Raw genomic sequence first — 21,838 nt, forward strand, 5'->3', positions numbered from 1 at the left:
GGCCAGCAGCCGCCGGCGCGGCCCGCTTCGCACAGGTCAGCCCGCCCCATGCCCAAACTCATCCTGATCGACGGCTCGTCCTACCTGTACCGCGCGTTCCATGCGCTGCCGCCGTTGAGCAACGCCCGCGGCGAGCCCACCGGCGCGCTGTTCGGCGTGGTCAACATGCTGCGCGCCACCCTGAAGGCGAACCCCGATTACCTGGCCTTTGTCAGCGACGCGCCCGGCCCGACCTTCCGTGACGCGCTGTACGCCCAGTACAAGGCAAACCGGCCGCCGATGCCGGACGACCTGCGCGCCCAGGTCGAGCCGATGCTGGCGATCGTGGGCGCGCTGGGCTTTCCGATCCTGCGCGTGCCCGGGGTCGAGGCCGACGACGTGATCGGCACGCTGGCGCTGCAGGCGCAGGCGCTCGGCATCGAGGTGGAGGTCTCCACCAGCGACAAGGACATGGCCCAGCTGGTCGGTTCGCACGTCACCCTGGTCAACACCATGAGCAACACGGTGATGGACCGCGATGGCGTGCTGGAAAAATTCGGGGTGACGCCGCAGCAGATCATCGACTTCCTCGCGCTCACCGGCGACGCCATCGACAACATCCCCGGCGTACCCAAGTGCGGCCCGAAGACCGCCGCGAAGTGGCTGGCCGAATACGCCACGCTGGACGGCGTGATCGCACATGCCGACCGGATCGGCGGCAAGATCGGCGAAAGCCTGCGCGCCACGCTGCCGCAGCTGCCGCTGTCGCGCCAGCTGGCGACGATCAAGGTCGACGTGCCGCTGGAGTTCGGCCCCACCGAGCTGACCCGGCGCGAGGCGGACACTACGCTGCTGCGCGAGCTGTACACGCGCTACGAGTTCAAGGCGGCGCTGAAAGAACTGGACAATGCGGCATCGGCCAGTGAAGGAAGCGACCACACTTCTGCCGCGATCGCGACGAAAGGCATCGCGACTGAAGCCGCCCCTGCAGGTACGGCCGACCTTTCGTTCGCGGGCGAATACGAGCTGGTCACCACGCCGGCACAGCTCGATGCGTGGATCGGAAAGCTGCGCGAGGCGCCGCTGATCGCCTTCGACACCGAAACCACCAGCATCGACGCGATGCGCGCGGACATCGTCGGCCTCAGCCTTGCGGTGGAGCCGGGCAAGGCCTGCTACATCCCGCTCGGCCACGACTATCCCGGCGTGCCCAGGCAGCTCGATCGCGACAGCGTGCTTGCCGCGTTGAAGCCCGTCTTCGAGGATCCGACGCGGCCCAAGCTGGGCCAGCACGCGAAGTACGACATCAACATCCTGTCGCACTACGGCATCGCCGTGCAGGGGCTCAAGCACGACTCGATGCTGGAGTCCTACGTGTGGAACGCCACCGCCACGCGTCACGACATGGATTCGCTGGCGAAGAAGTACCTCGGCTACGACACGGTGAAGTACGAGGAGGTCGCCGGCAAGGGCGCCAGGCAGATTTCCTTTTCGCAGGTGGACCTGGACACCGCCTGCCGCTACGCCGCCGAGGACGCCGACGTCACCCTGCGCCTGCACCACGCGCTGTGGCCGAAGCTGGAGAGCGTGCCGTCGCTGCGCCGCGTATACGAGGAGATCGAGATCCCGCTGGTGCCGGTGCTGGCCGAGATGGAACGCCGCGGCGTGCTGATCGACGGCGACGAACTGCGCCGGCAGAGCCAGCAGCTGGGCAAGCGCATGCTGGAACTGCAGCAGCAGTCGTACGCGCTGGCCGGACGCGAGTTCAACCTCGATTCGCCGAAGCAGCTGCAGGCCGTGCTGTTCGACGAACTGCACCTCGAAGCGAAACTGAAGACGCCGACCGGCCAGCCGTCCACCAACGAGGAAGCGCTGGAGGCGATCGCCGACACCCACGAACTGCCGCGGCTGATCCTCGACTATCGCGGCCTGGCCAAGCTGCGCAGCACATACACGGACAAGCTGTCCGGCATCGTCAACCCGCGCACCGGCCGCGTGCACACCAGCTACCATCAGGGCTCGGTGGCGACCGGGCGGATCTCATCGTCCGACCCGAACCTGCAGAACATCCCGGTGCGCACCGAGGAAGGCCGGCGCATCCGCCAGGCGTTCATCGCGCCGCCGGGCTGGCGGGTGATGGCGGCGGACTATTCGCAGATCGAGCTGCGCATCATGGCGCACCTGTCCGGCGACGAGGGCCTGCTCAAGGCCTTCCGCGAGGGCGGCGACGTGCACCGCGCCACCGCCGCCGAGGTGTTCGGGCTGAAGCCCGAGGAGGTCAGCGCCAACCAACGCCGCGCCGCCAAGGCAATCAACTTCGGCCTGATGTACGGCATGAGTGCGTTCGGCCTGGCACGCCAGCTCGGCGTGGACCGCGGCGAAGCCAGCGATTACATGGCGCGCTATTTCGCCCGCTACCCCGGCGTGCACGCGTTCATGGAGGCCACCCGCGAACGCGCGCACCGCGACGGCTACGTGGAGACGATCTTCGGCCGCCGGCTGTACCTGGAGAACCTCACCTCGCGCAACCAGGGCCTGCGCCAGGGCGCCGAGCGCGCCGCGGTGAACGCGCCGATGCAGGGCAGCGCGGCGGACATCATCAAGCGCGCGATGATCGCCGTAGCGGCGTGGCTGGCCGGCCGCGACGACGCCCACATGCTGATGCAGGTGCATGACGAACTGGTGTTCGAGGTGCGCGCCGACGCAATCGACGCGGTACGCGTCGCGGTGGTCGCGCGAATGTCCGGCGCGGCGGAACTGGCGGTGCCGCTGCTGGTCGACGTCGGCGTAGGCGCGAACTGGGACGAGGCGCATTGAGCGGCACCACGCCGCCGCGAACCGCGGTTGCCGCGGTTAATATTTCATGAGGATGAATCGTTTCTGAATTTTTTTGAATTTTTTTCGGAACGCTGCAACTTTTTCCCACCAAGCGCACTCCAACACATCGGATGCACGCAACGGCATCCTGGCGCGCCCACCTCCCTGGACCCGCCACAGGCACGAAACCTCTCCCCTGGGTTTTCCTGCCTGCCCCCCGCCCCGGAGGCTCCCCCTAGCCTCCGGGGCTTTTTTTCGTCCGGCGCGCCGCCTGTACACTGCAAACATGCCCTCCCCGGCATACTCGGCCCGTCACCCACCGAAGGAGCCCCCATGCGCGCAGGACTTTTCATCGCCGGCATCATCCTGCTGGTCGCCGGCATCTGGATCACCCTCGGCAAGGCCAGCTACCAGCAGACCGAAACCCTGGCCCAGCTGGGCTCGGCGAAGATCGAAGCCACCCACACCAAGGCCGTGCCGGCATGGCTCGGCATCGCCGGCATCGTGGTCGGCGGCCTGCTGGTGGTCGGCGGCATCGCCGGCAGGAAGCGCTAAGCGCCACCGCAGCTCCAAGCCGCCGCGCCATCGCGGCGGTTTGCGCATGCGGCCATTACAATGGGCACGATGGATGTCTCGTACCTGATCGACCCGCTCAACGACGCGCAGCGCGAAGCCGTCTGCGCTCCGCCCGGCCACTACCTCGTCCTCGCCGGCGCCGGTTCCGGCAAGACCCGCGTGCTCACCCACCGCATCGGCTGGCTGACCCAGGTGGAGCGCGTGCCGCCGTGGGCGATCCTCGCCGTCACCTTCACCAACAAGGCCGCCGGCGAGATGCGCGCGCGGCTGGAAAGCCTGATCCCGGGCGGCATCCAGGGCCTCACCGTTGGCACCTTCCACGGCATCGCGCACCGCCTGCTGCGCCGGCACTGGCGCGAGGCCGGGCTGCCGGAAGGCTTCCAGATCCTCGATGCCGACGACCAGCAGCGGCTGGTGAAGCGCGTGGTCGCCGGACTGGGGCTGGACGAGGCGAAGTTCCAGCCGCGCCAGGCCGCCTGGACCATCAACGGCTGGAAGGACGAAGGCAAGCGCCCCGACGCCATCGAGCACCGCGACCATCCGGTCACGCACACCTTCGTGCGCATCTACCAGGCCTACGAGGAAGCCTGTCGGCGCGCGGGCCTGGTCGACTTCGCCGAGCTGCTGCTGCGCGCGCACGAATTGTGGCTGAAGAACCCGGCCGTGCTGGAGCACTACCAGCAGCGCTGGCGGCACCTTTTGATCGACGAGTTCCAGGACACCAACACCTTGCAGTACGCGTGGATCCGCGTGCTCGCCGGCGCCACCGGCAAGGCGGCTTCCGGACAGGTTTTCGCCGTGGGCGACGACGACCAGTCGATCTACGGCTGGCGCGGCGCCAAGGTGGAGAACATGCAGCAGTTCCTGCGCGACTTCCCCGGCGCGCGCACGATCAAGCTGGAACAGAACTACCGCTCCACCTCGACCATCCTGAAGGCGGCCAACAGCGTGATCCAGCGCAACGGCAGCCGCCTGGGCAAGCAGCTGTGGACCGCCGGTGGGGAGGGCGAGCGCATCGCGCTGTATGCGGCCTACAACGAACAGGACGAGGCGCGCTTCGTGGTCGAGCGCATCCGCGAATACATTGCCGAGCACGGCAGCGCGAAGGACTGCGCCATCCTGTACCGCTCCAATGCGCAGTCGCGCAATTTCGAGGAACAGCTGGCCCAGCGCAGCATCGGCTACCGCGTCTACGGCGGCCAGCGCTTCTTCGAGCGTGCCGAGGTCAAGGACGCGCTGGCCTACCTGCGCCTCACCGCCAACCGCCACGATGACGCCGCGTTCGAGCGCGCGGTGAACACCCCGCCGCGCGGCATCGGCGATCGTACGCTGGACGTACTGCGCCGCCGCGCACGCAGCGGGAACAGCTCGATGTGGGAAGCCGCGCTCATCGAACTCACCAGCGGCAGCGAACTGGCCGGACGGGCGAAGAATGCGGTGAAGGCGTTCCTCGGCATGATCGACACGATGGCCCACACCTTTTCCCCCTCTCCCCTGCGGGGACAGGGTCGGGGTGAGGGGCCGAGCTTGCCGGAAGCTTCATCGCCCACCGAACCCTCACCCCCAACCCCTCTCCTGCAGGAAGCGGGGAGTAGTGCGTTGACCCTCGCCGAACAGATCGACCACGCGGTCAGCCACACCGGCCTGCGCGATTTCTACGAGAAGGACAGCCGCGGCAACGCCGAGTCGCGGGTGGAGAACCTGGACGAACTGGTCAACGTGGCCAGCCGCTTCGAGCGCACCGCCGAGGACATCGACGCGGGCCTGAGCGAACTGTCGGCGTTCCTCTCGCACGCCACGCTGGAGGCGGGCGAGAACCAGGGCGAAGCCTGGGACGACTGCGTGCAGCTGATGACGCTGCACTCGGCCAAGGGGCTGGAGTTTCCGCTGGTGTTCCTGGTCGGCATGGAGGAAGGCCTGTTCCCCAGCCAGCGTTCGGTGGAGGACGAAGGCCGGCTGGAGGAGGAGCGCCGGCTCGCCTACGTCGGCATCACCCGCGCCCGCGAGCGGCTGGTGGTGAGCTACGCCGAATCGCGCCGCATGCACGGCACCGAGATGCTGGCGCGGCCGTCGCGCTTCCTCGGCGAAATGCCGGCCGAACTGGTCGACGAAGTGCGCCCGCGCGTGCACGTCACCCGCCCGCGGTACGCCGGCCGCCCGCACGAGATCGCGCCGGCGCTGGAGGAGTCGCTGCCGGTGAAACTCGGCCAGCGCGTCAGCCACCCGAGCTTCGGCGATGGCGTGGTGATCAGCGCCGAAGGCAGCGGTGCACACACCCGGTTGCAGGTGAACTTCGAAGGCGCCGGCAGCAAATGGCTGGTGGCGGCGTACGCCAATCTCACGCCGCTGTAGCTGTCGCTGTCCAAACGTATGCGCCTGGCCATAACGTATTGCGTTATATGACGAGAAGCGTTATGTTCACTGCATGATAAGGAGCTTCGCGGACAAGGAGGCGGAGAAGATCTGGGGCGGCACGCCATCCCGGCGCTTGCCCATGGATATCCAGCCGGTCGTGCGCCGCAAATTGCGCATGCTCGACAACGCCTCGACGCTGGAGGATTTGCGTGTCCCACCGGCCAACCGCCTCGAAGCGTTGAAGGGCGACCGCAAGGGCTGGCACAGCGTCCGCATCAACGACCAATGGCGCGTCTGCTTCCGCTGGAAGGACGGCGATGCCCACGACGTGGAAATCGTCGATTACCACTGATCACCGGAGTCGACCATGAAGACCCTGCCCAACATCCATCCCGGCGAAGTGCTCCTCGAAGAGTTCCTGCTGCCGTTGAACATCAGCCAGAACGCCCTCGCCCGCGCCGCCGGCGTCCCGCCGCGCCGCATCAATGAGATCGTGCTCGGCAAGCGCGGCGTCACCGCCGACACTGCCGTGCGGCTTGCCGCCGCGCTCGGCACCAGCGAGCGCTTCTGGCTGGGCCTGCAGGCTGACTACGACCTGGAGGAAGCGCACCGGGCGCTGGGCAAGACGGTGGAACGCATCGAGCGGATCGCTGCCTGACTGCCCCATCGAACAGGTGAAGCTGACACCCCTGGCTTTCCACTTCTTAAGCTTTCGACCGGACGGCAGAGCTATCCACGCAACCGCGGCACGCCATGCATATCGCGTTCCTCCAGCGCGACCGGCTGCGTATCGGGCTGCAGCGGATTGGCCATCTGCGCCAGCGGGACGATCGCGTCGCCGCGGCCGAACGCCAATGCATTGCGATAGCAACGCTGCGCCTGTTCGGCATCGCCCTGCCCGGCAAACGTATCGCCGAGAGCTTCCCACGCACCGGCACCCGGCGCCAGGGCGAGCGAGCGCTGCAGGTATTGCCGCGCCTTGCCCCACAGTTTCAGGCGCACGCACATGCGGCCGAGCGTGAGCAGCAGGTTGGCGTCGTTCGGGTGCGCGTCGAGCCAGCCTTCGGCACGGCGCAGGCGCGCCTCGACATCGTCGCCGGCCAGCGTGCCGTAGGTTTCGATCAAGAGTGGCGACCACTCGCGGCGCAGCGCGGATTCCACCTCGTCCATCGCCGGCAGGGTCAGCCCGAACGCGGCGGCGCGACGGGCGTAGGCGTCGATCACCGCGGGCACCCGGCGCTGCGTCTTCGGCAACTGCGACCACAGCGTATTGAGGCTGGCGCCGTCCGCCGTGGCCTGGATGGTGGCGACCAGCACCTGCGCCTCCAGCACGGCATAGGCACGGTTGCCCAGCGCGCCGCTCTTCTGCAACGGCGCCAGCGCTTCGCGGGCGCGCCGGATGTCGCCGGTGGCCAGCGCCGCCCTGACCAGCTCGCGCCAGCCGCCCGGGGTCAACGTGCCCTTGTCGGATTCGGGGATCAGCAAGGCCAGCGCCTCGGCCGGCTTGCCTTCGCGGCGCAGCACGCGGGCGCGCAGCACGCGTGCCGCCTGCGGCGCGGATTGCGCGGCCTGGTCCAGCGCCTCCAGCGCGCGGCCATGTTCGCCGCGGCGCGAGGCGGCCTCGGCGGCGGCCAGCAGGGCCGGACCGCGCAGGCTGTCCAGCCGCGAGGCACGGTTGAGGTCGCGCTCGGCGTCGCCGTGGCGGCCTTCCATCAGGGCGATCAGGCCGGCGCCCAGACGTTGCTGGCTGAGCCGCCGGTGCCGCCGCGAGAAGGCACCGAACGGCCAGCGCGCCAGCCGCCACGCCACGACGATCAGCGCCCACGCCAGCAGCAGCATGACCAGCGCCGCGACCACCGTGGTCTCCACCCGCCAGCCACGCAGGCGGAGCAGCACGTAGCCGGGGTCCGCCGCCACCCAGTGCCAGCCGAATGCGGCCAGCGCGGCGGCGACCACCAGCAGGCCGATCCCGTACCAGAGCCTCATGGCCGGGCTCCGCCCGCCGTCGCGGGATTGGCCGGCGCGGGGCTGAGCGCGTGCACCGCGCGCAGGTTGCGCAGTTCGCTCAGCGCGGCGCCCAGCTGCACCGGCGCGGTCGTCGGCAACTGGCTGGCGAGACGCTTCAAGGTCTCCCGTGCCTGCTGCACCGCTGCCGCCTTGCCGTCGAACTGGCTGGCCAGCGCGCCGTCCACCCGCTGCAGCGCAGCTGCATAGCCCTGGCTGTCATGGGCCAGCAACGCCGCCTGCGCCTGCGCCAGGTCGAGCGCGGCCAGTTCGCGCGCGAAACGCGCATCGACTACCGCCAGCGGCGCGCCATCGTCGCGCTGCACGCTGACCACGCCGGCCAGCGCGTGGCGGATGCGCGACCAGGCGTCGGTGGCGGGGGCGGTATCGGCGTCGAGCGGCTTCAGCGGCAGCGCGGCGAGCTCGCCACGCAGCGCTTCCAACTGCTGCAGCGCGCCGGCCTGGCTGGCCGGCTGGCTCTTCACCAGCGCCTCGCGCTCGGTGTTGACGCTCTGGCGCAGGCCGCTGAACGCGCCATCGTTGACGGCAGCCAGGGTCTGGTCGGCCAACGCATACGCGTTGGCCGCGCCCTGCGCGTCGTGGAACAACGTATAGCGCTCGCCGGCCATGCGCAGCAGCGATTCGGTTTCGTCCAGCAGCATGCCGTCGCGGCCGGACAGGCTCTTCTCGGCCAGCTTGGCCACCGCGTCCTCGAGGTGGCGCGTGCGCTCGGCCTGGCCGAGCAGTTCCTCGCGCAGCGAACGGTTGACCTGGACCGCGTCGTCCAGCCGCCGGCTCAGGCTGTCGCGCTGGCCGTCGAGCGCGGTCAGCGCGGTTTCCAGCGTGCCCACGCGCTGCTGCAGTCCGGCCAGCTGCCGGCTGTCGCCGGCGCTACCCCGTTCCTGCTGCCACTGGCGCCATCCGACATAACCGGATGCGCCCACCGCAACCAGCGCCAACAGCACCGCCAGCGCCAGGCTGCCGCCGCGGGCGGGAGGCGCCGGGCGCGGGGCCCGCAAGGGCGGATCGGCCGGCGCGCGGCCGGGACGTGCGCCCTCGGGCGCGACTGACTCGTTTGGCTGGTCTGGGGAGCTCATGCGCGCATGCTAACAGCCCATACGGTCGCGTTCGTAGCAAGCCCGCGTGAAGGACTCAGGCCGCGCCGGCCGCGGCGTCGAGCAGATCGGCGGAGAGTGCCGAGGCAGCCGACACGATGCGCGCGAAGCCCGCGGTGCGGGCTGCCGCCGCCAGCCGCTCGCTGCTGGTCACCGCGGTCGCCGCGCACAGCCGCGCCCACGCCGCCGACGGCAGCAGCTGTTGCAGGTTGTGCAAGGCCTCGGCGCTGGACAGCAGCACCCGCGCCGAAGGCCGCAGCCGCGAAAGCACCTCCAGATGGCGGCGATCCAGCCGCGGCGGCACCCGCCGGTACACATGCAGTTCGCGCAATCGCGCGCCACGCGCGGCGAGCTGTTCGCGCAGCACGCCGCGACCGCCGGGCGCACCGACCAGCGCCACGCGGCGGCCGCGCAGGTCGTGCAAGGCGGGATGTTCGAGCAGGCCTTCGCTGTCCTGCATGCCGCACGGCACCAGCGGCGCGGCGACGCCGTGCCGACGCAATGCGCGTGCCGTGCCCCGACCCACCGCCAGCACCACGGCCGTCGTGTCGAGCGGCAGCAGCGCCGCGGCGTAATGCACCGCAGCGGGACTGGTGAACACTAGCAGTTCATCCCGCAGCGCCAGCCGCAGGCCGTCGCGCGCCGCCGCCTCGTCCGCCGCGCCGCGCAGCGCCAGGCCCGGCAGCAACAGCGGCACACCACCAAGCGCGCGCACCCGCCGCGCCAGCGCCGAGGCGGTGCCGGCCGGCCGCGTGATCACCACGGTGCGGCCATGCAGCCGGGGTTTTCCGGAGGATTGCCGCTGCATCCGCGCACCGCGCCCCTTCACTGTAATGGTCCCAGTGTAGCTGTGGCCCTACACTGACGGGCTTCCCTTCCCCCGAATCCCCGATCACGTGAGTACCATCGACGACACTGCGACACCCGCCCGACAACTGATCGAGTTCATCCGCGACGAGATCCCGCTGGCCCACGCCATGGACCTGCAGCTGGCCGGCAGCGGAGACGATTTCCTCAGCCTGCGCGCGCCGCTGGCGCCGAACGTGAACGACAAGGGCTGCGCGTTCGGCGGCAGCCTGGTCAGCCTGATGACCCTGAGCGGCTGGGCGCTGGTGGAACGGGCGCTGCGCCGGCACGGCCTCGACTGCGACCTGTTCGTGGCCGAGTCGACCGTGCGCTACCTGGCGCCGCTGTGGCAGGACTTCCACAGCGAGGCGCGACTCGCCGCGGACGCGGACTGGGCCACCTTCTTCAACACGCTGGCTGCCCGCGGCAAGGCCCGCATCGGCGTGGGCTGCGTGGTGCCCGGCGACAACGGTCGCCCCGCTGCCACCCTGGCCGCCCGCTTCGTCGCCAAACGGCGTGGCTGAGTCGTCCGCCGCCACTTGGGGCAGAATGGCCGGATATCCATCGGGGAGGAAGACCATGCGCCGCATCCTGAGCCTGCTTGTCGCGCTGTCCATGCTGCTGGCGCTGGCCGGTTGCGCCACCAAGACCCGCAGCGACGAACTGACCACCACGCTGAAGGCCTACGGCAGCACGCTGCGCTGGGGCGACTTCCGCAGCGCGGCGCAGTTCATCGAACCGTCCCGCCGCGCCGCCCATCCGCTCAGTCAGCTCGACCTGGCGCGCTACCAGCAGGTGCGGGTGAGCGAATACGACGACGGCGCCGGCCCGGTGCCAAGCGGTGAGTTCGACGTGCAACAGACGGTGCTGATCAACCTGATCAACGTCCACACCCAGTCCGAGCGCAGCGTGGTCGACCACCAGACCTGGCACTACGACGAAAAGACCAAGCACTGGTGGCTGACCAGCGGGCTGCCGGACATCACGCAGGACTGAACCGCGGCGGCCGCGGCATACCCGTATAATCGCCGGTTCACCCGGATCGGCGCCGCGCGCGCGAAGTGGACTGACGATGAACGATTTCCTGCACAAGCTGCCCGAATTTGTAGGCAACCATGCGGCCTTGTCGGCCCTGTTCGTGATCCTGCTGCTGGCGCTGGTCGTCATCCAGGTCAGCACGCTGTTCAGCAAGATCAAGGAACTCAGCCCGGCCGGCCTAACCCAGCTGATCAACCGCGAAAGCCCGCTGCTGATCGACCTGTCGGCGATCGCCGAGTTCGAGAAGATGCACGTGCCCGGTGCGAGGCACGTGGCGATGAGCCAGTTCGACCCGGAGCACAAGGACCTGGCCAAGGCGAAGGAACTGCCGGTGGTGGTGATGGACAAGGATGGTCGCGGCAACTCGCTGAAGGCTTCGCAGCGCCTGGTCAAGGCCGGCTTCGGCAAGGTCTATACCCTGGGCGGCGGCGTGCTGGCCTGGCACGCGGCGCAACTGCCCGTCGCCAAAGGCAACAAGTAGCCACGCACCCGCTTTTCGCCGTATCGAAAGATCAGGGCGGGCACGGCCCGCCGCACGTGGCCGGGCTCACGGCAACCTATCGAACAGCGGGCGGACAGTGTCCGCCCTGCCGGTCTGGCTAGCCGTCGTGGATGCCGGCGCGCCCGGCGATGATCTGCGCCAGCACGTCCGGTGCGTATTCGAACGAGTCGTAGTAGAGCCGCTCCTCCGGCAGGCCCGCGGCGAGGAACTGCGGGTGCGCGGCGTCGATCATCGCCGGCGGGCCGCTCATGTACAGGTCGTGGCCGGACAGATCCGGCTGGTCCTGCAGCACCGCTTCGTGCACCAACCCCGTGCGCAGCCCGTCGGCCTGCGCCAGCTCGGAAACGACAGGGCAGAAATGCAGGTTCGGCAGCTCGCGCGCCCAATATTCGGCCAGGGTGCGCAGGTACAGCTCGGCCGCGCCGCGCACACCCCAGTACACCCGCATCGGCCGGCGCGTGCCCAGTGCGATGAAATGCTCCACGATCGCCTTGACCGGCGCGAAGCCGGTGCCGCCGGCCATGAAGATCATCGGCCGCTCGGAATCCTCGCGCGGCACGAAGGTGCCCAGCGGCCCCTCGATGCGCAGCCGGTCGCCCACCTGCAGCCGGTCGCTGACCCACGAGGTGAAGCCGCCGCCGGCGACGTGCCGCACGTGCAGTTCGATCATGCCGTCGTCGCGCGGGCCGTTGGCGACCGAGAACGGCCGTCGCCGGCCGTCGTCGAGCAGCACGTCCACGTACTGCCCCGGCAGCCGCTTCAGCCGGCGCTCGCCGTGCGCCGGCAGCAGGCGCAGGCCGATGACCTCCCGCGCCAGCCGCCATTTCTCCGCTACCACCACGTCGAGCTGGCGCCGCGCGATATCCTCCACCGAGGTGACCTCGCGCGCCTCCAGCAACAGGTCGCTGGCCGGTACCGCCTGGCACAGCAGCACCGCATGCTGCGCCAGCGCGCCCGCGTCCAGCGCCCGCGGCGGATTGCGCGGGTAGTCGCAATGCCCCTCCAGCAGGATCGCCTTGCAGCTGCCGCAGACGCCGGCCCGGCACGAATACGGCAGCGCCACGCCGGCGCGCTGCGCCGCCTCCAGCACGGTTTCGCCGGGAGCTACCGAGAACCGGCGGCCGGAAGATTTGAGAGTGACGGTATGCACCAGCAGCATTGTCGCGGCGATCGCTGCGGACAACAATGCAGCCTTGCATCACGGGAATCAACGATGAGCCTCTGGAAACAGTCCACCGACCTGGCCCGCCTCAACGGCTGGAGCGCCAACACCCTGATGGAGACACTGGGCATCCGCATCACCGCGGTCGGCGACGACTGGCTGGCCGGCAGCATGCCGGTCGACCGGCGCACCCACCAGCCATACGGCCTGCTGCACGGCGGCGCCTCGGTGGCGCTGGCCGAGACGCTGGGCAGCACCGCGGCGATGCTCACGCTGGATCCCGGGAAGGAACTGGCGGTGGGGCTGGACATCAACGCCAACCACGTGCGCGGCGTGCGCGAGGGCACCGTCACCGGTACCGCGAAGGCGCTGCACATCGGCCGCACCACCCAGGTGTGGGAGATCCGCATCGAAAACGAGGAAGGCGCGCTGGTGTGCATCTCGCGCCTCACCATGGCGGTGATCCCGACGCGCGGCATGGGCGTGCGTTGATCGTGACGTTCCCGCGAGCACCCGCCCCTCACCTCAATCCTCTCCCCCGCGTGGGGAGAGAAGGCGATCGAAAGAGGCGCGGTACCCGATGACAGCAGGCGCGCCGTACGCCGCCCTTACCCCCGATCTGGTGCTCGATGCGGTGGGCACCTGCGGCCGGTGGCCGGACGGCCGGCTGCTGGCGCTGAACAGCTACGAGAACCGGGTGTGGCAGGTGGGACTGGAAGACGCCGCCCCGGTGATCGCGAAGTTCTACCGGCCCGGCCGCTGGAGCGACGCAGCGATCATCGAGGAACACGCGTTCACGCAGGAACTGGCCGAGGCCGAACTGCCGGTGGTGGCGCCGCTCGCCTTCGGCGGCCGCACCCTGCTGCACCACGGCGGCTTCCGCTACGCGCTGACCCCGCGCCGCGGCGGCCGCGCGCCGGAACTGGAGGCGGTCGACCAACTGCAGTGGCTGGGCCGGCTGATCGCGCGCCTGCACCTGATCGGTGCCCGTGCGCCGTTCGCGCATCGCGGCCGGATCGATCGCGACACGATGGTGCAGCAGCCGATGCACGCGGTGCTCGCCTCGTCGCTGCTGCCCACGGCGCTGCACGCGAACTACCACGCCGCCGCGACACGGCTGGATGCCGCGATCGCCGCACGCCTGGAGGCGGTCGGCCCGGTACGCCAGCTGCGCCTGCACGGCGACTGCCACCCGGGCAACGTGCTGTGGACCGACGCCGGCCCGCACTTCGTCGACTTCGACGATGCCCGCACCGGCCCTGCCGTGCAGGACCTGTGGATGCTCGCCAGCGGCGAGCGCGCGATGGACGCCGTGCTCGAGGGCTACCGGCAGTTCCGCCCGTTCGACCACGCCGAGCTGGCGCTGGTCCCGGCGCTGCGCGCGATGCGCCAGCTGCACTACGCCGGCTGGATCGCCGCGCGCTGGCACGACCCGGCGTTCCCCGCCGCGTTCCCGTTCGCCGCCGAATCGCGCTGGTGGGAACAGCACGTCGCCGACCTGCACGAGCTGGCCGACGCGCTGGCATGAAGGACCGCCGCGGCATGCGGCCGCAAGAACTTCCTTCCGCCCGCGCAAGCAGGCATGCTGGGCCGGATACCCTGCCGAGCGTGCCCATGAAACGATCCCGCACCGCCGCCCTGCTGCTGATGAGCACCGCTCCGTTGCTGCTGACCGCCTGCGACCGCAGCGAAAGCGCCTCGCGCGAAGGCCTGTACACCTCGGTCGCGGCCTGCGTGGCGCAGACCAACGACAGCGCCACCTGCCAGCAGGCGTTCGCCAAGGCGCAGCAGAACGCGGCGGCCAGCGCGCCGCGCTTCGCCAACCGCGAGGCGTGCGAGGCCAGCTACGGCAAGGAGCAGTGCGCCGAACGCAGCGACGGCGGCAATCATTCGTTCTTCGGCCCGCTGATGACCGGCTTCTTCCTGTCGCAGATGATGCGCAACGGCATGGCCGCGAGCGGCTTCAACAGCGCCCCCGCGTTCCGCGACAGCAACGGCGGCTGGCAGCGCCCGGCCGCCGCTGCCGGCGGCGTCTACCGCGGCGGCGCCGGCACCGCGATGGTGCCGGTCAACGCCACGCCGAACCGTGCGGTCACGGTCAGCCGTGCCGGCTTCGGCACGTCCGGCAGCAGCCGCGGCTTCGGCGGCTGATGCGCCGCATCGCCACGGCCGAGCGCCCCGACTGGCGCGCCAAGGCCGCCGCCTGCGGCTTCGGCTTCCACACCATCGACGACGCGCCGTACTGGGACGAGTCGGCGCACTACGCGTTCACCTTGCGCGAGATCGAGCAGGACATCGAGGCGCCCACGGAAGAACTGCACGCGATGGCGCTGGACATGGTCGAGCGCATCGTGGGCAGCGAACAGCAGTTGCGCCAGCTGGCGATCCCCGAGCCGTACTGGGACTGGATCGCCGAAAGCTGGCGCAAGCGCGACCCGCACCTGTATGGCCGCCTGGATTTCGCCTACGACGGCACCGGCCCGGCCAGGCTCTATGAGCTGAACTACGACACGCCCACCTCGCTGTTCGAAGCCGCGTTCTTCCAGTGGCAATGGCTGGAGGACCAGCTGGCGCGCGGCGTGCTGCCTGCCGGCAGCGACCAGTTCAACTCGATCTACGAATCCCTGGTGGAAGCGTTCGGCACGATCGCGCGCGGCATCGCGCGGCCGTTCCACTTCGCCGCCATGCGCGACTCGGCCGAGGACCAGGGCACCATCGCCTACCTGCGCGACTGCGCGCTGCAGGCCGGCATCGACGGCGGGCTGCTGGCGATCGAGGACATCGGCATTTCCGCCGACGGCCGCTTCACCGACCTCGACGACCAGGTGATCGGCTGCCTGTTCAAGCTGTATCCGCTGGAGGACCTGTTCCGCGAATCGTTCGGCGCGTACCTGCCGAGCTCGGGCCTGCAGCTGATCGAGCCGCCGTGGAAGGCGCTGCTCAGCAACAAGGGCATCCTGCCGCTGCTGTGGGAGACGCATCGCGGCCACCCGAACCTGCTGGCCGCCGAATTCGACGGCGGCGGCGAGCTGCCGCGCGGCTGGGTGCGCAAGCCGCTGCATTCGCGTGAGGGCGCCAACATCGCGATGCACCTGGACGACGGCCGCGAACTGCGCACCGGCGGCCCCTACGACGGCCCGTGCATCCGCCAGGCCTGCCATCCGCTGCCCGCCTTCGATGGCCAGCATCCGCTGGTCGGCAGCTGGGTGATCGGTGACCGCGCCTGCGGCATTGGCATCCGCGAGGACCGCTCGCTGGTCACCCAGGACAGCGCCCGCTTCGTGCCGCACGCGATCGTCGAGGAAGCGCGCGGCGTGCTGATCGCCTGAGCCGCATCGCCCTCTGCGGAAAATCGCGACGTCGTACAAATCACTCCGGCCCCGCTCGGCTAAGCTTGCGTCTTTTGGAACGGGACCACGCGTGCGCAATTTTCTCTTCCGCCTGATCGGCATCCTCGAAGTCGCCGGCGGCTTCTATGGCGCGGTGGTGATGCTGCGCCGCCTGCTGCCGCTGGGCTCGACCCACGACAGCATCCTCGCGCTGATCGGCCTGCTCCTTTACGGCTTCGTGCTGGTCGCCGGCGTGCTGCTGCTGGAAGGCAGCGAAGGCGGCGTGCGGCTGTCGAGCTGGGCGCAGCTGCTGCAGCTGCCGCTGATCGCCACCCCGGTATTGAGTTATGCGCTGCACTGCGGCGCCTTCGTCAACGTGTTCGCCACCCTGCAGGCCACGCCGCGGCTGGGTATCGACTGGCACTTCGGCAGCCAGGGCTTCGTGCTGGCGATGGCCGGGCCGGCCGTGTCGCGGCTCGGCCTCAACCTGCTGGCGTTGCTGTCGTGGCTGGTGCTGCGGCTGCGCTGACGCCGTGCTCCCTCCCCTGCTCTGCAGGGGAGGGCCGGGGTGGGGTGCTCTTGATTGTGCGGGGACACAGGGTTTGAGGAATCGGGACATGGCGGTTCATAGCGGGATGGAGTGGGACGAAACCCAGCAACGGCGCGGCTTTGAAGGCTCATCCATCATACCTGCCGAGAGAGAGTGGAGGTTTGCGGAATCGGGCCGAACTTTGGCCGACAGACAGTAGGTTTGCAAAATGAAGCCGGCCAGTGCGCCGGCTTCATGCGTCTTTGAAAGACGTTTAATCGACGCTCAACGGGCGGGCGGTGCGCTAGCGGGATCGCAGGCCGCGTCGAGCGCGGCGCCCAGGTGCTCGAGCCGGCCGACCAGCTGCTCCAACTGGTCCAGGTCGAGGCTGGTAATCGCTTCGGCGCCGACGTTGTAGACGAAGGCGTCGAGGTGGGTTTGCAGGCTGTAGCGCGAGGCGGTCAGCCGGGCGTGGGCCATCAGTGCCTTGCGCCTGGTCGTGCCCAGCGCCCCCTGGCGGCGGTGGATGCGTGGAGTGTCGGGCACCCTGGCGTCGGCCAGGAGCCTCCTGATGAGCGTAATACGGTCCGGCATATCTACCTCCTGTGGGGGAATCAGGCCGCGAAGTTGCGCGCGAAGCGCAAGACCTTGGCCTCCGGCAGCCCGTCCACCAGGAGCTCATAGATAAGGCTGACCAGCGCGGCGTGCTTGCCGGGGGGCAGTTCCTTCTCGCCGAGCGCCTCAGCGGCCAGCTGCAGGGCGACCGTAAGATCCTGCAATCTCACGGCTTGCGAAGCCCCCTCGCCCGCGGCATCCCACGGGTTGCCGCGCATCTCGCCGATGCCGGTGGCGAGCCATTCCATGCGCACACCAGCCGCCAGGCAGAGGCTCGCTATCGCCGTGAAGGGCGGCTCGGTGAGGCCTTTCTCGTACTTCGCCAGCTGATCGGTCGAACGATTGGCTACCTCGGCCGCCTTTCGGCGGGTCCCGATTTCGTCAAGGACCGCTGATAGGCGACGTCCGAGTTGATTGAGTGAACTCGGATGCTCCGTCCGAGTTTCGATTTCATCATCCGACATAGAGATTCGCCAGTAAAAACAGATATTTATTGAAGTTCCGTCAAAAGGCGGCGTTCCGACAACTCGGATACGCCAATAAGCGTTGACATGTCCGCTTATTGGCGTACTATCTACCCCGTAGATACGAACATCCTGATTGCTACACAACGGGGGACAGCATGTCGAAGAAAACCGCCCTGACGCCGGACCAGGTACGCGAACGGCTACGCCGACAGGGCAGGACGCTGACGCAGTGGTCCACGGAACACGGCTTCCGCCGGCAAGACGTCTACCGGGTGATGGGTGGCCAATCCAAGGCCCTCTTCGGCCTGGGTCACGAAATCGCCGTGGCCCTTGGGCTGAAGCTGCCGCCGGATGAGCCTAACACCCAGCCCGCAGCGCGCAATACGCAAGAACGGAAGGCGGCATAGACATGGCCGCTATTCACAGCCTGGCCCGGGCGAACGGGCGGGGATCAGCCGGTCAGTGCCCCGCGTCGCATGGCGCGAAAACCCCGGCATTGCGGGAGTCGGTTAGCCGCGTGGCGGCGGGCGTCACGGCGCGCTGCTACGCGCCTGCGCTGACTCATCCGGCCGATGGGACCGCATCCATTCTCCAGGAGTTGGCCGAGCTGCGCGCCGCCGCGCTGGCCTACTACACCCACAGCGACCTCACCGCGCTGACGCGCGAGGGGCTGGACGCGTCCGACCGGCTGGCCCGGCTGCTGCATTACCCGGAGCAGGCCGCATGACGCGCCGGGCCGCAGGGGCGGCCTCCGGGGATCTGTTCGAGATCCCGCAGCCCGTGGCGCCGCTGGCCGGCTCGCTGGATTTCCGCGCGACGGTCAGCGAGCTGGTCAGCACCATGCTGGCCGAGGCCCACCGCGTGGGCATGGATCGCCACGAAGTGGCTGCGCGCGCCAGCCGGCTCAGCGGCAAGGACGTCAGCGCCAACATGCTCAATGGCTACACGGCGCCAGGCCGGGAGGAGTTCAACATCCCGCTGTGGCTGGCCCCGGTGCTGGAGATCGTGTGCTGCAGCACCACGCTGGCCAGCTGGCATGCCAGCGTGCACGGCGGGCGCCTGTCCGTGGGCGCCGAGACGCTGGACGCCGAGATCGGCCGGCTGATGCGCGAGCGCGAGCTGGCCGACGCGCGCCTCCGCGAGCTGAAGGATCTGCGCCGGAGGGTTCGCTGATGGCCGACGGCAACGCCCACGACCGCTGGTACACCGCCGCCGACCTGGTCGGCTTGCCGAGCCTGCCGAACACCGACCGGAACATCCGCGCACGCGCCGAGCGCGAGGGGTGGGAGTCGCGGCAGCGCGCCGGCCGTGGCGGCGGCCGCGAGTACGCCTTCACCACCCTGCCACCCACCACCCAAGCCGCCCTGCTGCTCCGCGAGCGTCCAGCGCCAGCGGTCCGTCGCCGCAACACGCTGGCGCCCAGCGAGGCGCGGCTGCGCAGCGTGTGGGCGCGGTTCGAGCAGGCCAAGCAGCCGATGAGGGACGTGGCCGCGACGCGTCTGCAGGCACTCGATACGGTCGACGCCCTGGTGCGCGGCGGTACGCCGCTGATGGACGCCCGCGCGCTCGTTGCCGCCCAGCTGCAGCGCGAAGGCGTGCGCGGCGGCAGCGCCGCCAGCATCGGCCGCTGGCAGCAGGATGTGGCGCATGCCGACCGCAAGGACTGGCTGGCGCTGCTGCTGCCGCACTACACCGGCCGCACCGCCACGGCCGAGATCGAGCCCGAATCGTGGGAGTTGTTCAAGGCCGACTACCTGCGCCAGGAGCAGCCCACCGCCAGCAGCTGCTACGACCGCCTGGCGCGCATCGCCGCCAGCCGCGGCTGGGAGTTGCCCAGCCTCAAGACCTTCACCCGCAAGATCGAGCGCGAGCTGCCGCGCGCGGTGCGCCTGCTGGCGCGCCAGGGCGAGGACGCGCTGATGCGCAGCTACCCCGCGCAAGAGCGCGACCGCAGCGGCATGGTGGCGCTGGAAGGCGTGAACGCCGACGGCCACCGCTGGGACATCAACGTGCGGTTTCCCGACGGCAGCGTGGGCCGGCCGTGCATCCTCGGCTGGCAGGATCTGTACAGCGGCAAGCTGCTGGCCTGGCGCCTGGGCGACCACGAAAACAGCGACATGGTGCGCCTCAGCTTCGGCGACATGGTGCGCGCCTACGGCGTGCCCGGCAGCGTGTACCTGGACAACGGCCGCGCGTTCGCCAGCAAGTGGATGACCGGCGGCACGCCCAACCGCTACCGCTTCAAGGTGCGCGACGAAGACCCCACCGGCCTCATCACCAGCCTGGTCGGCGCCGACAGCGTGCATTGGGTCACCCCGTACCACGGCCAGGCCAAGCCGATCGAGCGCATGTGGCGCGACTTCTGCGACCACATCGCGAAGCACCCGGCCTTCGCCGGCGCCTGGGTAGGCAACACCGTGGCCAACAAGCCGGAGAACTACGGCAGTCGCGCGGTCGAGTGGGCCGAGTTCGAGCGCGTCGTTACCGAGGAAATCCACGCGCACAACGCGCGCATCGGGCGAAAGCTCAAGGCATGCGCCGGGCGCAGCTTCGACGCCACCTTCGCCGCCAGCTACGCGGGCATCACCGTGCGCAAGGTCAGCGAGGAGCAGCTGCGCCTGCTGCTGCTCGCCGCCGAGGCGGTCACCGCCAGCCCGGTCGACGGCAGCGTGCGCCTGGCCGGCAACCGCTACTGGACGGAAGCGCTCAGCGAGCACGCCGGCCGCAAGGTGGTGCTGCGCGTGGACCCGTGGCACCTGCAGGGCGTGGCGCACGTCTACGCGCTGGACGGCACCTACCTCGCCGAGGCGCCGTGCACCGCGGCGGTCGGCTTCGCCGACGTCAACGCGGCCCGCGAGCACGCCCGCGGCCGCAAGCAGTACAAGCGCGCCGCCAAGGACATGCTCGCTGCCGAGCGCCTGATGGATGCCGCGGCCGTAGCCGCGCAGCTGCCGCCGATGCAGCCGCCGAGCCTGCCCGATGCCGCCGTGATCGCGCCGGTGTTCGGCCTGCACGCCAAGAAGCCCGAGCCGCAGCCCGCGCGCGTCGCCGCCACCGGCACCGACGGCCCCAGCAAGCTCGACGTGCTGATGTTCCAGCGCGCCCAGCAGATGAAAGAGGACCAGATCTAAGACGCCGCGGCGGTGCGTCAACACCGCCGCGACTAGCCAGCAGCACCACTCACCACCAAGGGGTAACAAGCAATGAGCGAGACCGCCAACGTAACCGCAATCTATCAGGGCTCCACCGAGCTGCGCGACCAGGTCCGCGCCGTCATGGCGCGCGACAGGCGCCTCAGCCAGGTCATCGTGGCCAAGGAAGCCGGCATCAGCGCCGCCACCCTCAACCAGTGGCTGGCCGGCAAGTACCAGGGCGACAACGAGGGCATCGACGTCAAGCTGCGGCTGTGGATCGAGGCCGACATGGCCCGCCGCGCGGCCGGCGGCGCCATGCCGGTGGCGCCCAGCTACGTCAGCACGCCCACCAGCGCGCGCATCCTTGGCGCACTTGGCTATGCGCAGATGGCCGGCGACATCGCCATTTGCTACGGCAACGCCGGCGTGGGCAAGACCAGCACCTGCAGGCACTACCGCGAGTCCAGCCCGAACGTGTGGATCGCCACCATGACGCCCAGCAGGGCCGGCGTCGTCACCAGCCTGCAGGAGATCTGCGATGCGCTCAGCCTGGATAACACCGGCGGTGCGAGTGCCATGTTCAAGCGCATCGAGAAGAAGGTACGCGACACGCATGGCCTGCTGATCGTCGACGAGTCTCAGCACCTCAGCACCCTGGCACTGGACGAAATTCGCTCTATCCACGACGCCACCGGCATCGGCATCGCGTTCGTGGGAAACAACGGCGTGTACACGAACATGTCGGGTGGTCGCAATGCGGAGAAGCTTGATCGCCTGCATAGCCGTGTCGGGAAACGCCTGGGCCTGCAGAAATCCACCGAAGCCGACATCGTGGCGCTGATCAAGGCGTGGGGCATCGAGGACAGCAAGTGCCACGCCACGCTGATCCAGGTGGCCCGCGGCCCCGGCGCGCTGCGCACCCTCACCAAGACCCTGCGCCTGGCCAGCATGTACGCCGCCGCCGAAGGCCGCGGCGTGTGCTGCGAGGACGTGCGCGCGGCCGCCACCGAGCTGATGAGCGGGGGTGAGAAGTGAGCGGCCTGGCGTGGTCCATCCTGCAGGGCCTGCCGGCGCTGACCGAGCTGGCGCGCAGCCAGGTGCTGGGCACCTGCCAGGGGCGCTGCCTCGTCGCCATCGGCGGCATCGGCGCCGTCGTCAGCGGCAAGCCGTTCGGCAGCAGCAAGCCGTTCGGCCTCGGCGTGTACGACAAGACGGCCCAGCGCATGGTCGTGTTCGACGGCGCCGCCCTGGTGGCGCTGGCCGAGGCCGAAACGCTGGCCGCGCAGGAAGAGCCCGACGAGCGGCCGGCGCCGTTCCCCACGTGGGAAACCACATGGGTGCTCGACCCGCCCAGCCGCCTGTGAGGTAGC

At 69.6% G+C, this 21,838-nt stretch carries 25 protein-coding genes; 19 read left to right on the plus strand and 6 right to left on the minus strand.

Annotation, left to right across the window (positions count from 1 at the left end):
- Nucleotides 1-48: 48 nt before the first annotated feature.
- From polA to AC1Q5A_RS10815, 5 genes are all read left to right on the plus strand, one after another.
- Nucleotides 49-2,796 carry a DNA polymerase I gene (gene polA / locus AC1Q5A_RS10795; RefSeq protein ID WP_492700715.1) on the plus strand — a complete coding sequence of 916 codons (2,748 nt, stop codon included), beginning with the start codon at nt 49-51 and terminating at the stop codon, nt 2,794-2,796.
- Between the two features lie 333 nt (nt 2,797-3,129).
- Nucleotides 3,130-3,351, plus strand: coding sequence for a hypothetical protein (locus tag AC1Q5A_RS10800; RefSeq protein WP_492700716.1), 222 nt, complete (start codon nt 3,130-3,132; stop codon nt 3,349-3,351).
- A 69-nt stretch (nt 3,352-3,420) separates the two neighbouring features.
- Complete coding sequence (locus tag AC1Q5A_RS10805; protein ID WP_492700717.1) at nt 3,421-5,724, plus strand: 3'-5' exonuclease; 2,304 nt, start codon at nt 3,421-3,423, stop codon at nt 5,722-5,724.
- A 73-nt stretch (nt 5,725-5,797) separates the two neighbouring features.
- Nucleotides 5,798-6,079: a type II toxin-antitoxin system RelE/ParE family toxin gene (locus AC1Q5A_RS10810; protein ID WP_492700718.1), complete on the plus strand. Its 282-nt coding sequence runs from the start codon at nt 5,798-5,800 to the stop codon at nt 6,077-6,079.
- Nucleotides 6,080-6,094: 15 nt separating this feature from the next.
- Nucleotides 6,095-6,385 carry a HigA family addiction module antitoxin gene (locus AC1Q5A_RS10815; RefSeq protein ID WP_492700719.1) on the plus strand — a complete coding sequence of 97 codons (291 nt, stop codon included), beginning with the start codon at nt 6,095-6,097 and terminating at the stop codon, nt 6,383-6,385.
- A 71-nt stretch (nt 6,386-6,456) separates the two neighbouring features.
- Here the strand turns inward: AC1Q5A_RS10815 and AC1Q5A_RS10820 are convergent, their stop codons facing one another.
- Genes AC1Q5A_RS10820 through AC1Q5A_RS10830 form a run of 3 tightly spaced genes read right to left on the minus strand, consistent with a single transcriptional unit; the run spans nt 6,457 to nt 9,654 of the window.
- Complete coding sequence (locus tag AC1Q5A_RS10820; RefSeq protein ID WP_492700720.1) at nt 6,457-7,713, minus strand: heme biosynthesis HemY N-terminal domain-containing protein; 1,257 nt, start codon at nt 7,711-7,713, stop codon at nt 6,457-6,459.
- On the minus strand, nt 7,710-8,828 hold the full coding sequence (locus tag AC1Q5A_RS10825) for a uroporphyrinogen-III C-methyltransferase (protein WP_492700721.1): 1,119 nt from the start codon (nt 8,826-8,828) through the stop codon (nt 7,710-7,712). Before AC1Q5A_RS10825 ends, AC1Q5A_RS10820 begins: the two co-directional genes overlap by 4 nt.
- Before the next feature lie 55 nt (nt 8,829-8,883).
- Entirely contained in the window at nt 8,884-9,654 is a 771-nt protein-coding gene (locus AC1Q5A_RS10830; protein ID WP_492700722.1) for a uroporphyrinogen-III synthase, read from the minus strand.
- 88 nt (nt 9,655-9,742) lie between these two features.
- Between AC1Q5A_RS10830 and AC1Q5A_RS10835 the strand changes: the two genes are divergently transcribed.
- The 3 genes from AC1Q5A_RS10835 to AC1Q5A_RS10845 all read left to right on the plus strand — a co-directional run bounded on the left by AC1Q5A_RS10835 (nt 9,743) and on the right by AC1Q5A_RS10845 (nt 11,211).
- Complete coding sequence (locus AC1Q5A_RS10835; protein WP_492700723.1) at nt 9,743-10,216, plus strand: YiiD C-terminal domain-containing protein; 474 nt, start codon at nt 9,743-9,745, stop codon at nt 10,214-10,216.
- Nucleotides 10,217-10,271: 55 nt separating this feature from the next.
- Entirely contained in the window at nt 10,272-10,688 is a 417-nt protein-coding gene (locus tag AC1Q5A_RS10840; protein ID WP_492700724.1) for an LptM family lipoprotein, read from the plus strand.
- Nucleotides 10,689-10,764: 76 nt separating this feature from the next.
- Nucleotides 10,765-11,211: a rhodanese-like domain-containing protein gene (locus tag AC1Q5A_RS10845; RefSeq protein WP_492700725.1), complete on the plus strand. Its 447-nt coding sequence runs from the start codon at nt 10,765-10,767 to the stop codon at nt 11,209-11,211.
- Nucleotides 11,212-11,329: 118 nt separating this feature from the next.
- Here AC1Q5A_RS10845 and AC1Q5A_RS10850 read toward each other — a convergent pair whose 3' ends face one another.
- Nucleotides 11,330-12,391, minus strand: coding sequence for a 2Fe-2S iron-sulfur cluster-binding protein (locus AC1Q5A_RS10850; protein ID WP_492700861.1), 1,062 nt, complete (start codon nt 12,389-12,391; stop codon nt 11,330-11,332).
- A gap of 54 nt (nt 12,392-12,445) precedes the next feature.
- Between AC1Q5A_RS10850 and AC1Q5A_RS10855 the strand changes: the two genes are divergently transcribed.
- The 5 genes from AC1Q5A_RS10855 to AC1Q5A_RS10875 all read left to right on the plus strand — a co-directional run bounded on the left by AC1Q5A_RS10855 (nt 12,446) and on the right by AC1Q5A_RS10875 (nt 16,252).
- Nucleotides 12,446-12,886: a hotdog fold thioesterase gene (locus AC1Q5A_RS10855; RefSeq protein ID WP_492700726.1), complete on the plus strand. Its 441-nt coding sequence runs from the start codon at nt 12,446-12,448 to the stop codon at nt 12,884-12,886.
- Between the two features lie 88 nt (nt 12,887-12,974).
- Nucleotides 12,975-13,922 carry a serine/threonine protein kinase gene (locus AC1Q5A_RS10860; protein WP_492700727.1) on the plus strand — a complete coding sequence of 316 codons (948 nt, stop codon included), beginning with the start codon at nt 12,975-12,977 and terminating at the stop codon, nt 13,920-13,922.
- Between the two features lie 86 nt (nt 13,923-14,008).
- Entirely contained in the window at nt 14,009-14,545 is a 537-nt protein-coding gene (locus AC1Q5A_RS10865) for a DUF1190 domain-containing protein (protein ID WP_492700728.1), read from the plus strand.
- Nucleotides 14,545-15,723, plus strand: coding sequence for a glutathionylspermidine synthase family protein (locus AC1Q5A_RS10870; RefSeq protein ID WP_492700729.1), 1,179 nt, complete (start codon nt 14,545-14,547; stop codon nt 15,721-15,723). The genes AC1Q5A_RS10865 and AC1Q5A_RS10870 overlap by 1 nt, the downstream gene beginning before the upstream one ends.
- A gap of 91 nt (nt 15,724-15,814) precedes the next feature.
- Nucleotides 15,815-16,252, plus strand: a complete 438-nt coding sequence (locus AC1Q5A_RS10875) for a hypothetical protein (protein ID WP_492700730.1) — start codon at nt 15,815-15,817, stop codon at nt 16,250-16,252.
- 285 nt (nt 16,253-16,537) lie between these two features.
- On the opposite strand, the gene AC1Q5A_RS10880 is transcribed toward AC1Q5A_RS10875, so the two are convergent.
- The gene (locus tag AC1Q5A_RS10880; protein ID WP_492700731.1) at nt 16,538-16,798 is read right to left on the minus strand and encodes a hypothetical protein; all 261 of its coding nucleotides are present in this window, start codon (nt 16,796-16,798) and stop codon (nt 16,538-16,540) included.
- A gap of 68 nt (nt 16,799-16,866) precedes the next feature.
- Complete coding sequence (locus tag AC1Q5A_RS10885; RefSeq protein WP_492700732.1) at nt 16,867-17,331, minus strand: hypothetical protein; 465 nt, start codon at nt 17,329-17,331, stop codon at nt 16,867-16,869.
- Nucleotides 17,332-17,489: 158 nt separating this feature from the next.
- On the opposite strand from AC1Q5A_RS10885, the gene AC1Q5A_RS10890 reads away from it, so the two are divergent.
- The 6 genes from AC1Q5A_RS10890 to AC1Q5A_RS10915 all read left to right on the plus strand — a co-directional run bounded on the left by AC1Q5A_RS10890 (nt 17,490) and on the right by AC1Q5A_RS10915 (nt 21,832).
- Nucleotides 17,490-17,741, plus strand: a complete 252-nt coding sequence (locus AC1Q5A_RS10890) for a DNA-binding protein (RefSeq protein WP_492700733.1) — start codon at nt 17,490-17,492, stop codon at nt 17,739-17,741.
- Nucleotides 17,742-17,830: 89 nt separating this feature from the next.
- Entirely contained in the window at nt 17,831-18,061 is a 231-nt protein-coding gene (locus AC1Q5A_RS10895; RefSeq protein WP_492700734.1) for a hypothetical protein, read from the plus strand.
- Complete coding sequence (locus tag AC1Q5A_RS10900) at nt 18,058-18,507, plus strand: hypothetical protein (protein ID WP_492700735.1); 450 nt, start codon at nt 18,058-18,060, stop codon at nt 18,505-18,507. The genes AC1Q5A_RS10895 and AC1Q5A_RS10900 overlap by 4 nt, the downstream gene beginning before the upstream one ends.
- Complete coding sequence (locus AC1Q5A_RS10905) at nt 18,507-20,465, plus strand: transposase domain-containing protein (protein WP_492700736.1); 1,959 nt, start codon at nt 18,507-18,509, stop codon at nt 20,463-20,465. Before AC1Q5A_RS10900 ends, AC1Q5A_RS10905 begins: the two co-directional genes overlap by 1 nt.
- Nucleotides 20,466-20,537: 72 nt before the next feature.
- On the plus strand, nt 20,538-21,503 hold the full coding sequence (locus AC1Q5A_RS10910) for an AAA family ATPase (RefSeq protein WP_492700737.1): 966 nt from the start codon (nt 20,538-20,540) through the stop codon (nt 21,501-21,503).
- The gene (locus AC1Q5A_RS10915; protein WP_492700738.1) at nt 21,500-21,832 is read left to right on the plus strand and encodes a hypothetical protein; all 333 of its coding nucleotides are present in this window, start codon (nt 21,500-21,502) and stop codon (nt 21,830-21,832) included. The genes AC1Q5A_RS10910 and AC1Q5A_RS10915 overlap by 4 nt, the downstream gene beginning before the upstream one ends.
- Nucleotides 21,833-21,838 lie beyond the last annotated feature (6 nt).

The organism is Rhodanobacter sp. GW835-FHT13D09 (genome assembly GCF_058793995.1).

Excerpts from the sequence above, each read along its gene's own strand:
- AC1Q5A_RS10860 (WP_492700727.1), top strand. The coding sequence starts at position 12,975 with ATGACAGCAGGCGCGCCGTACGCCGCCCTTACCCCCGATCTGGTGCTC.
- AC1Q5A_RS10825 (WP_492700721.1), bottom strand. The coding sequence starts at position 8,828 with ATGAGCTCCCCAGACCAGCCAAACGAGTCAGTCGCGCCCGAGGGCGCA.
- AC1Q5A_RS10805 (WP_492700717.1), top strand. The coding sequence starts at position 3,421 with ATGGATGTCTCGTACCTGATCGACCCGCTCAACGACGCGCAGCGCGAA.
- AC1Q5A_RS10840 (WP_492700724.1), top strand. The coding sequence starts at position 10,272 with ATGCGCCGCATCCTGAGCCTGCTTGTCGCGCTGTCCATGCTGCTGGCG.
- AC1Q5A_RS10830 (WP_492700722.1), bottom strand. The coding sequence starts at position 9,654 with ATGCAGCGGCAATCCTCCGGAAAACCCCGGCTGCATGGCCGCACCGTG.
- AC1Q5A_RS10800 (WP_492700716.1), top strand. The coding sequence starts at position 3,130 with ATGCGCGCAGGACTTTTCATCGCCGGCATCATCCTGCTGGTCGCCGGC.
- AC1Q5A_RS10885 (WP_492700732.1), bottom strand. The coding sequence starts at position 17,331 with ATGTCGGATGATGAAATCGAAACTCGGACGGAGCATCCGAGTTCACTC.
- AC1Q5A_RS10845 (WP_492700725.1), top strand. The coding sequence starts at position 10,765 with ATGAACGATTTCCTGCACAAGCTGCCCGAATTTGTAGGCAACCATGCG.
- AC1Q5A_RS10905 (WP_492700736.1), top strand. The coding sequence starts at position 18,507 with ATGGCCGACGGCAACGCCCACGACCGCTGGTACACCGCCGCCGACCTG.
- AC1Q5A_RS10850 (WP_492700861.1), bottom strand. The coding sequence starts at position 12,391 with ATGCTGCTGGTGCATACCGTCACTCTCAAATCTTCCGGCCGCCGGTTC.
- AC1Q5A_RS10870 (WP_492700729.1), top strand. The coding sequence starts at position 14,545 with ATGCGCCGCATCGCCACGGCCGAGCGCCCCGACTGGCGCGCCAAGGCC.
- AC1Q5A_RS10900 (WP_492700735.1), top strand. The coding sequence starts at position 18,058 with ATGACGCGCCGGGCCGCAGGGGCGGCCTCCGGGGATCTGTTCGAGATC.
- AC1Q5A_RS10810 (WP_492700718.1), top strand. The coding sequence starts at position 5,798 with ATGATAAGGAGCTTCGCGGACAAGGAGGCGGAGAAGATCTGGGGCGGC.
- AC1Q5A_RS10865 (WP_492700728.1), top strand. The coding sequence starts at position 14,009 with ATGAAACGATCCCGCACCGCCGCCCTGCTGCTGATGAGCACCGCTCCG.
- AC1Q5A_RS10820 (WP_492700720.1), bottom strand. The coding sequence starts at position 7,713 with ATGAGGCTCTGGTACGGGATCGGCCTGCTGGTGGTCGCCGCCGCGCTG.
- AC1Q5A_RS10890 (WP_492700733.1), top strand. The coding sequence starts at position 17,490 with ATGTCGAAGAAAACCGCCCTGACGCCGGACCAGGTACGCGAACGGCTA.
- AC1Q5A_RS10910 (WP_492700737.1), top strand. The coding sequence starts at position 20,538 with ATGAGCGAGACCGCCAACGTAACCGCAATCTATCAGGGCTCCACCGAG.
- polA (WP_492700715.1), top strand. The coding sequence starts at position 49 with ATGCCCAAACTCATCCTGATCGACGGCTCGTCCTACCTGTACCGCGCG.
- AC1Q5A_RS10855 (WP_492700726.1), top strand. The coding sequence starts at position 12,446 with ATGAGCCTCTGGAAACAGTCCACCGACCTGGCCCGCCTCAACGGCTGG.
- AC1Q5A_RS10815 (WP_492700719.1), top strand. The coding sequence starts at position 6,095 with ATGAAGACCCTGCCCAACATCCATCCCGGCGAAGTGCTCCTCGAAGAG.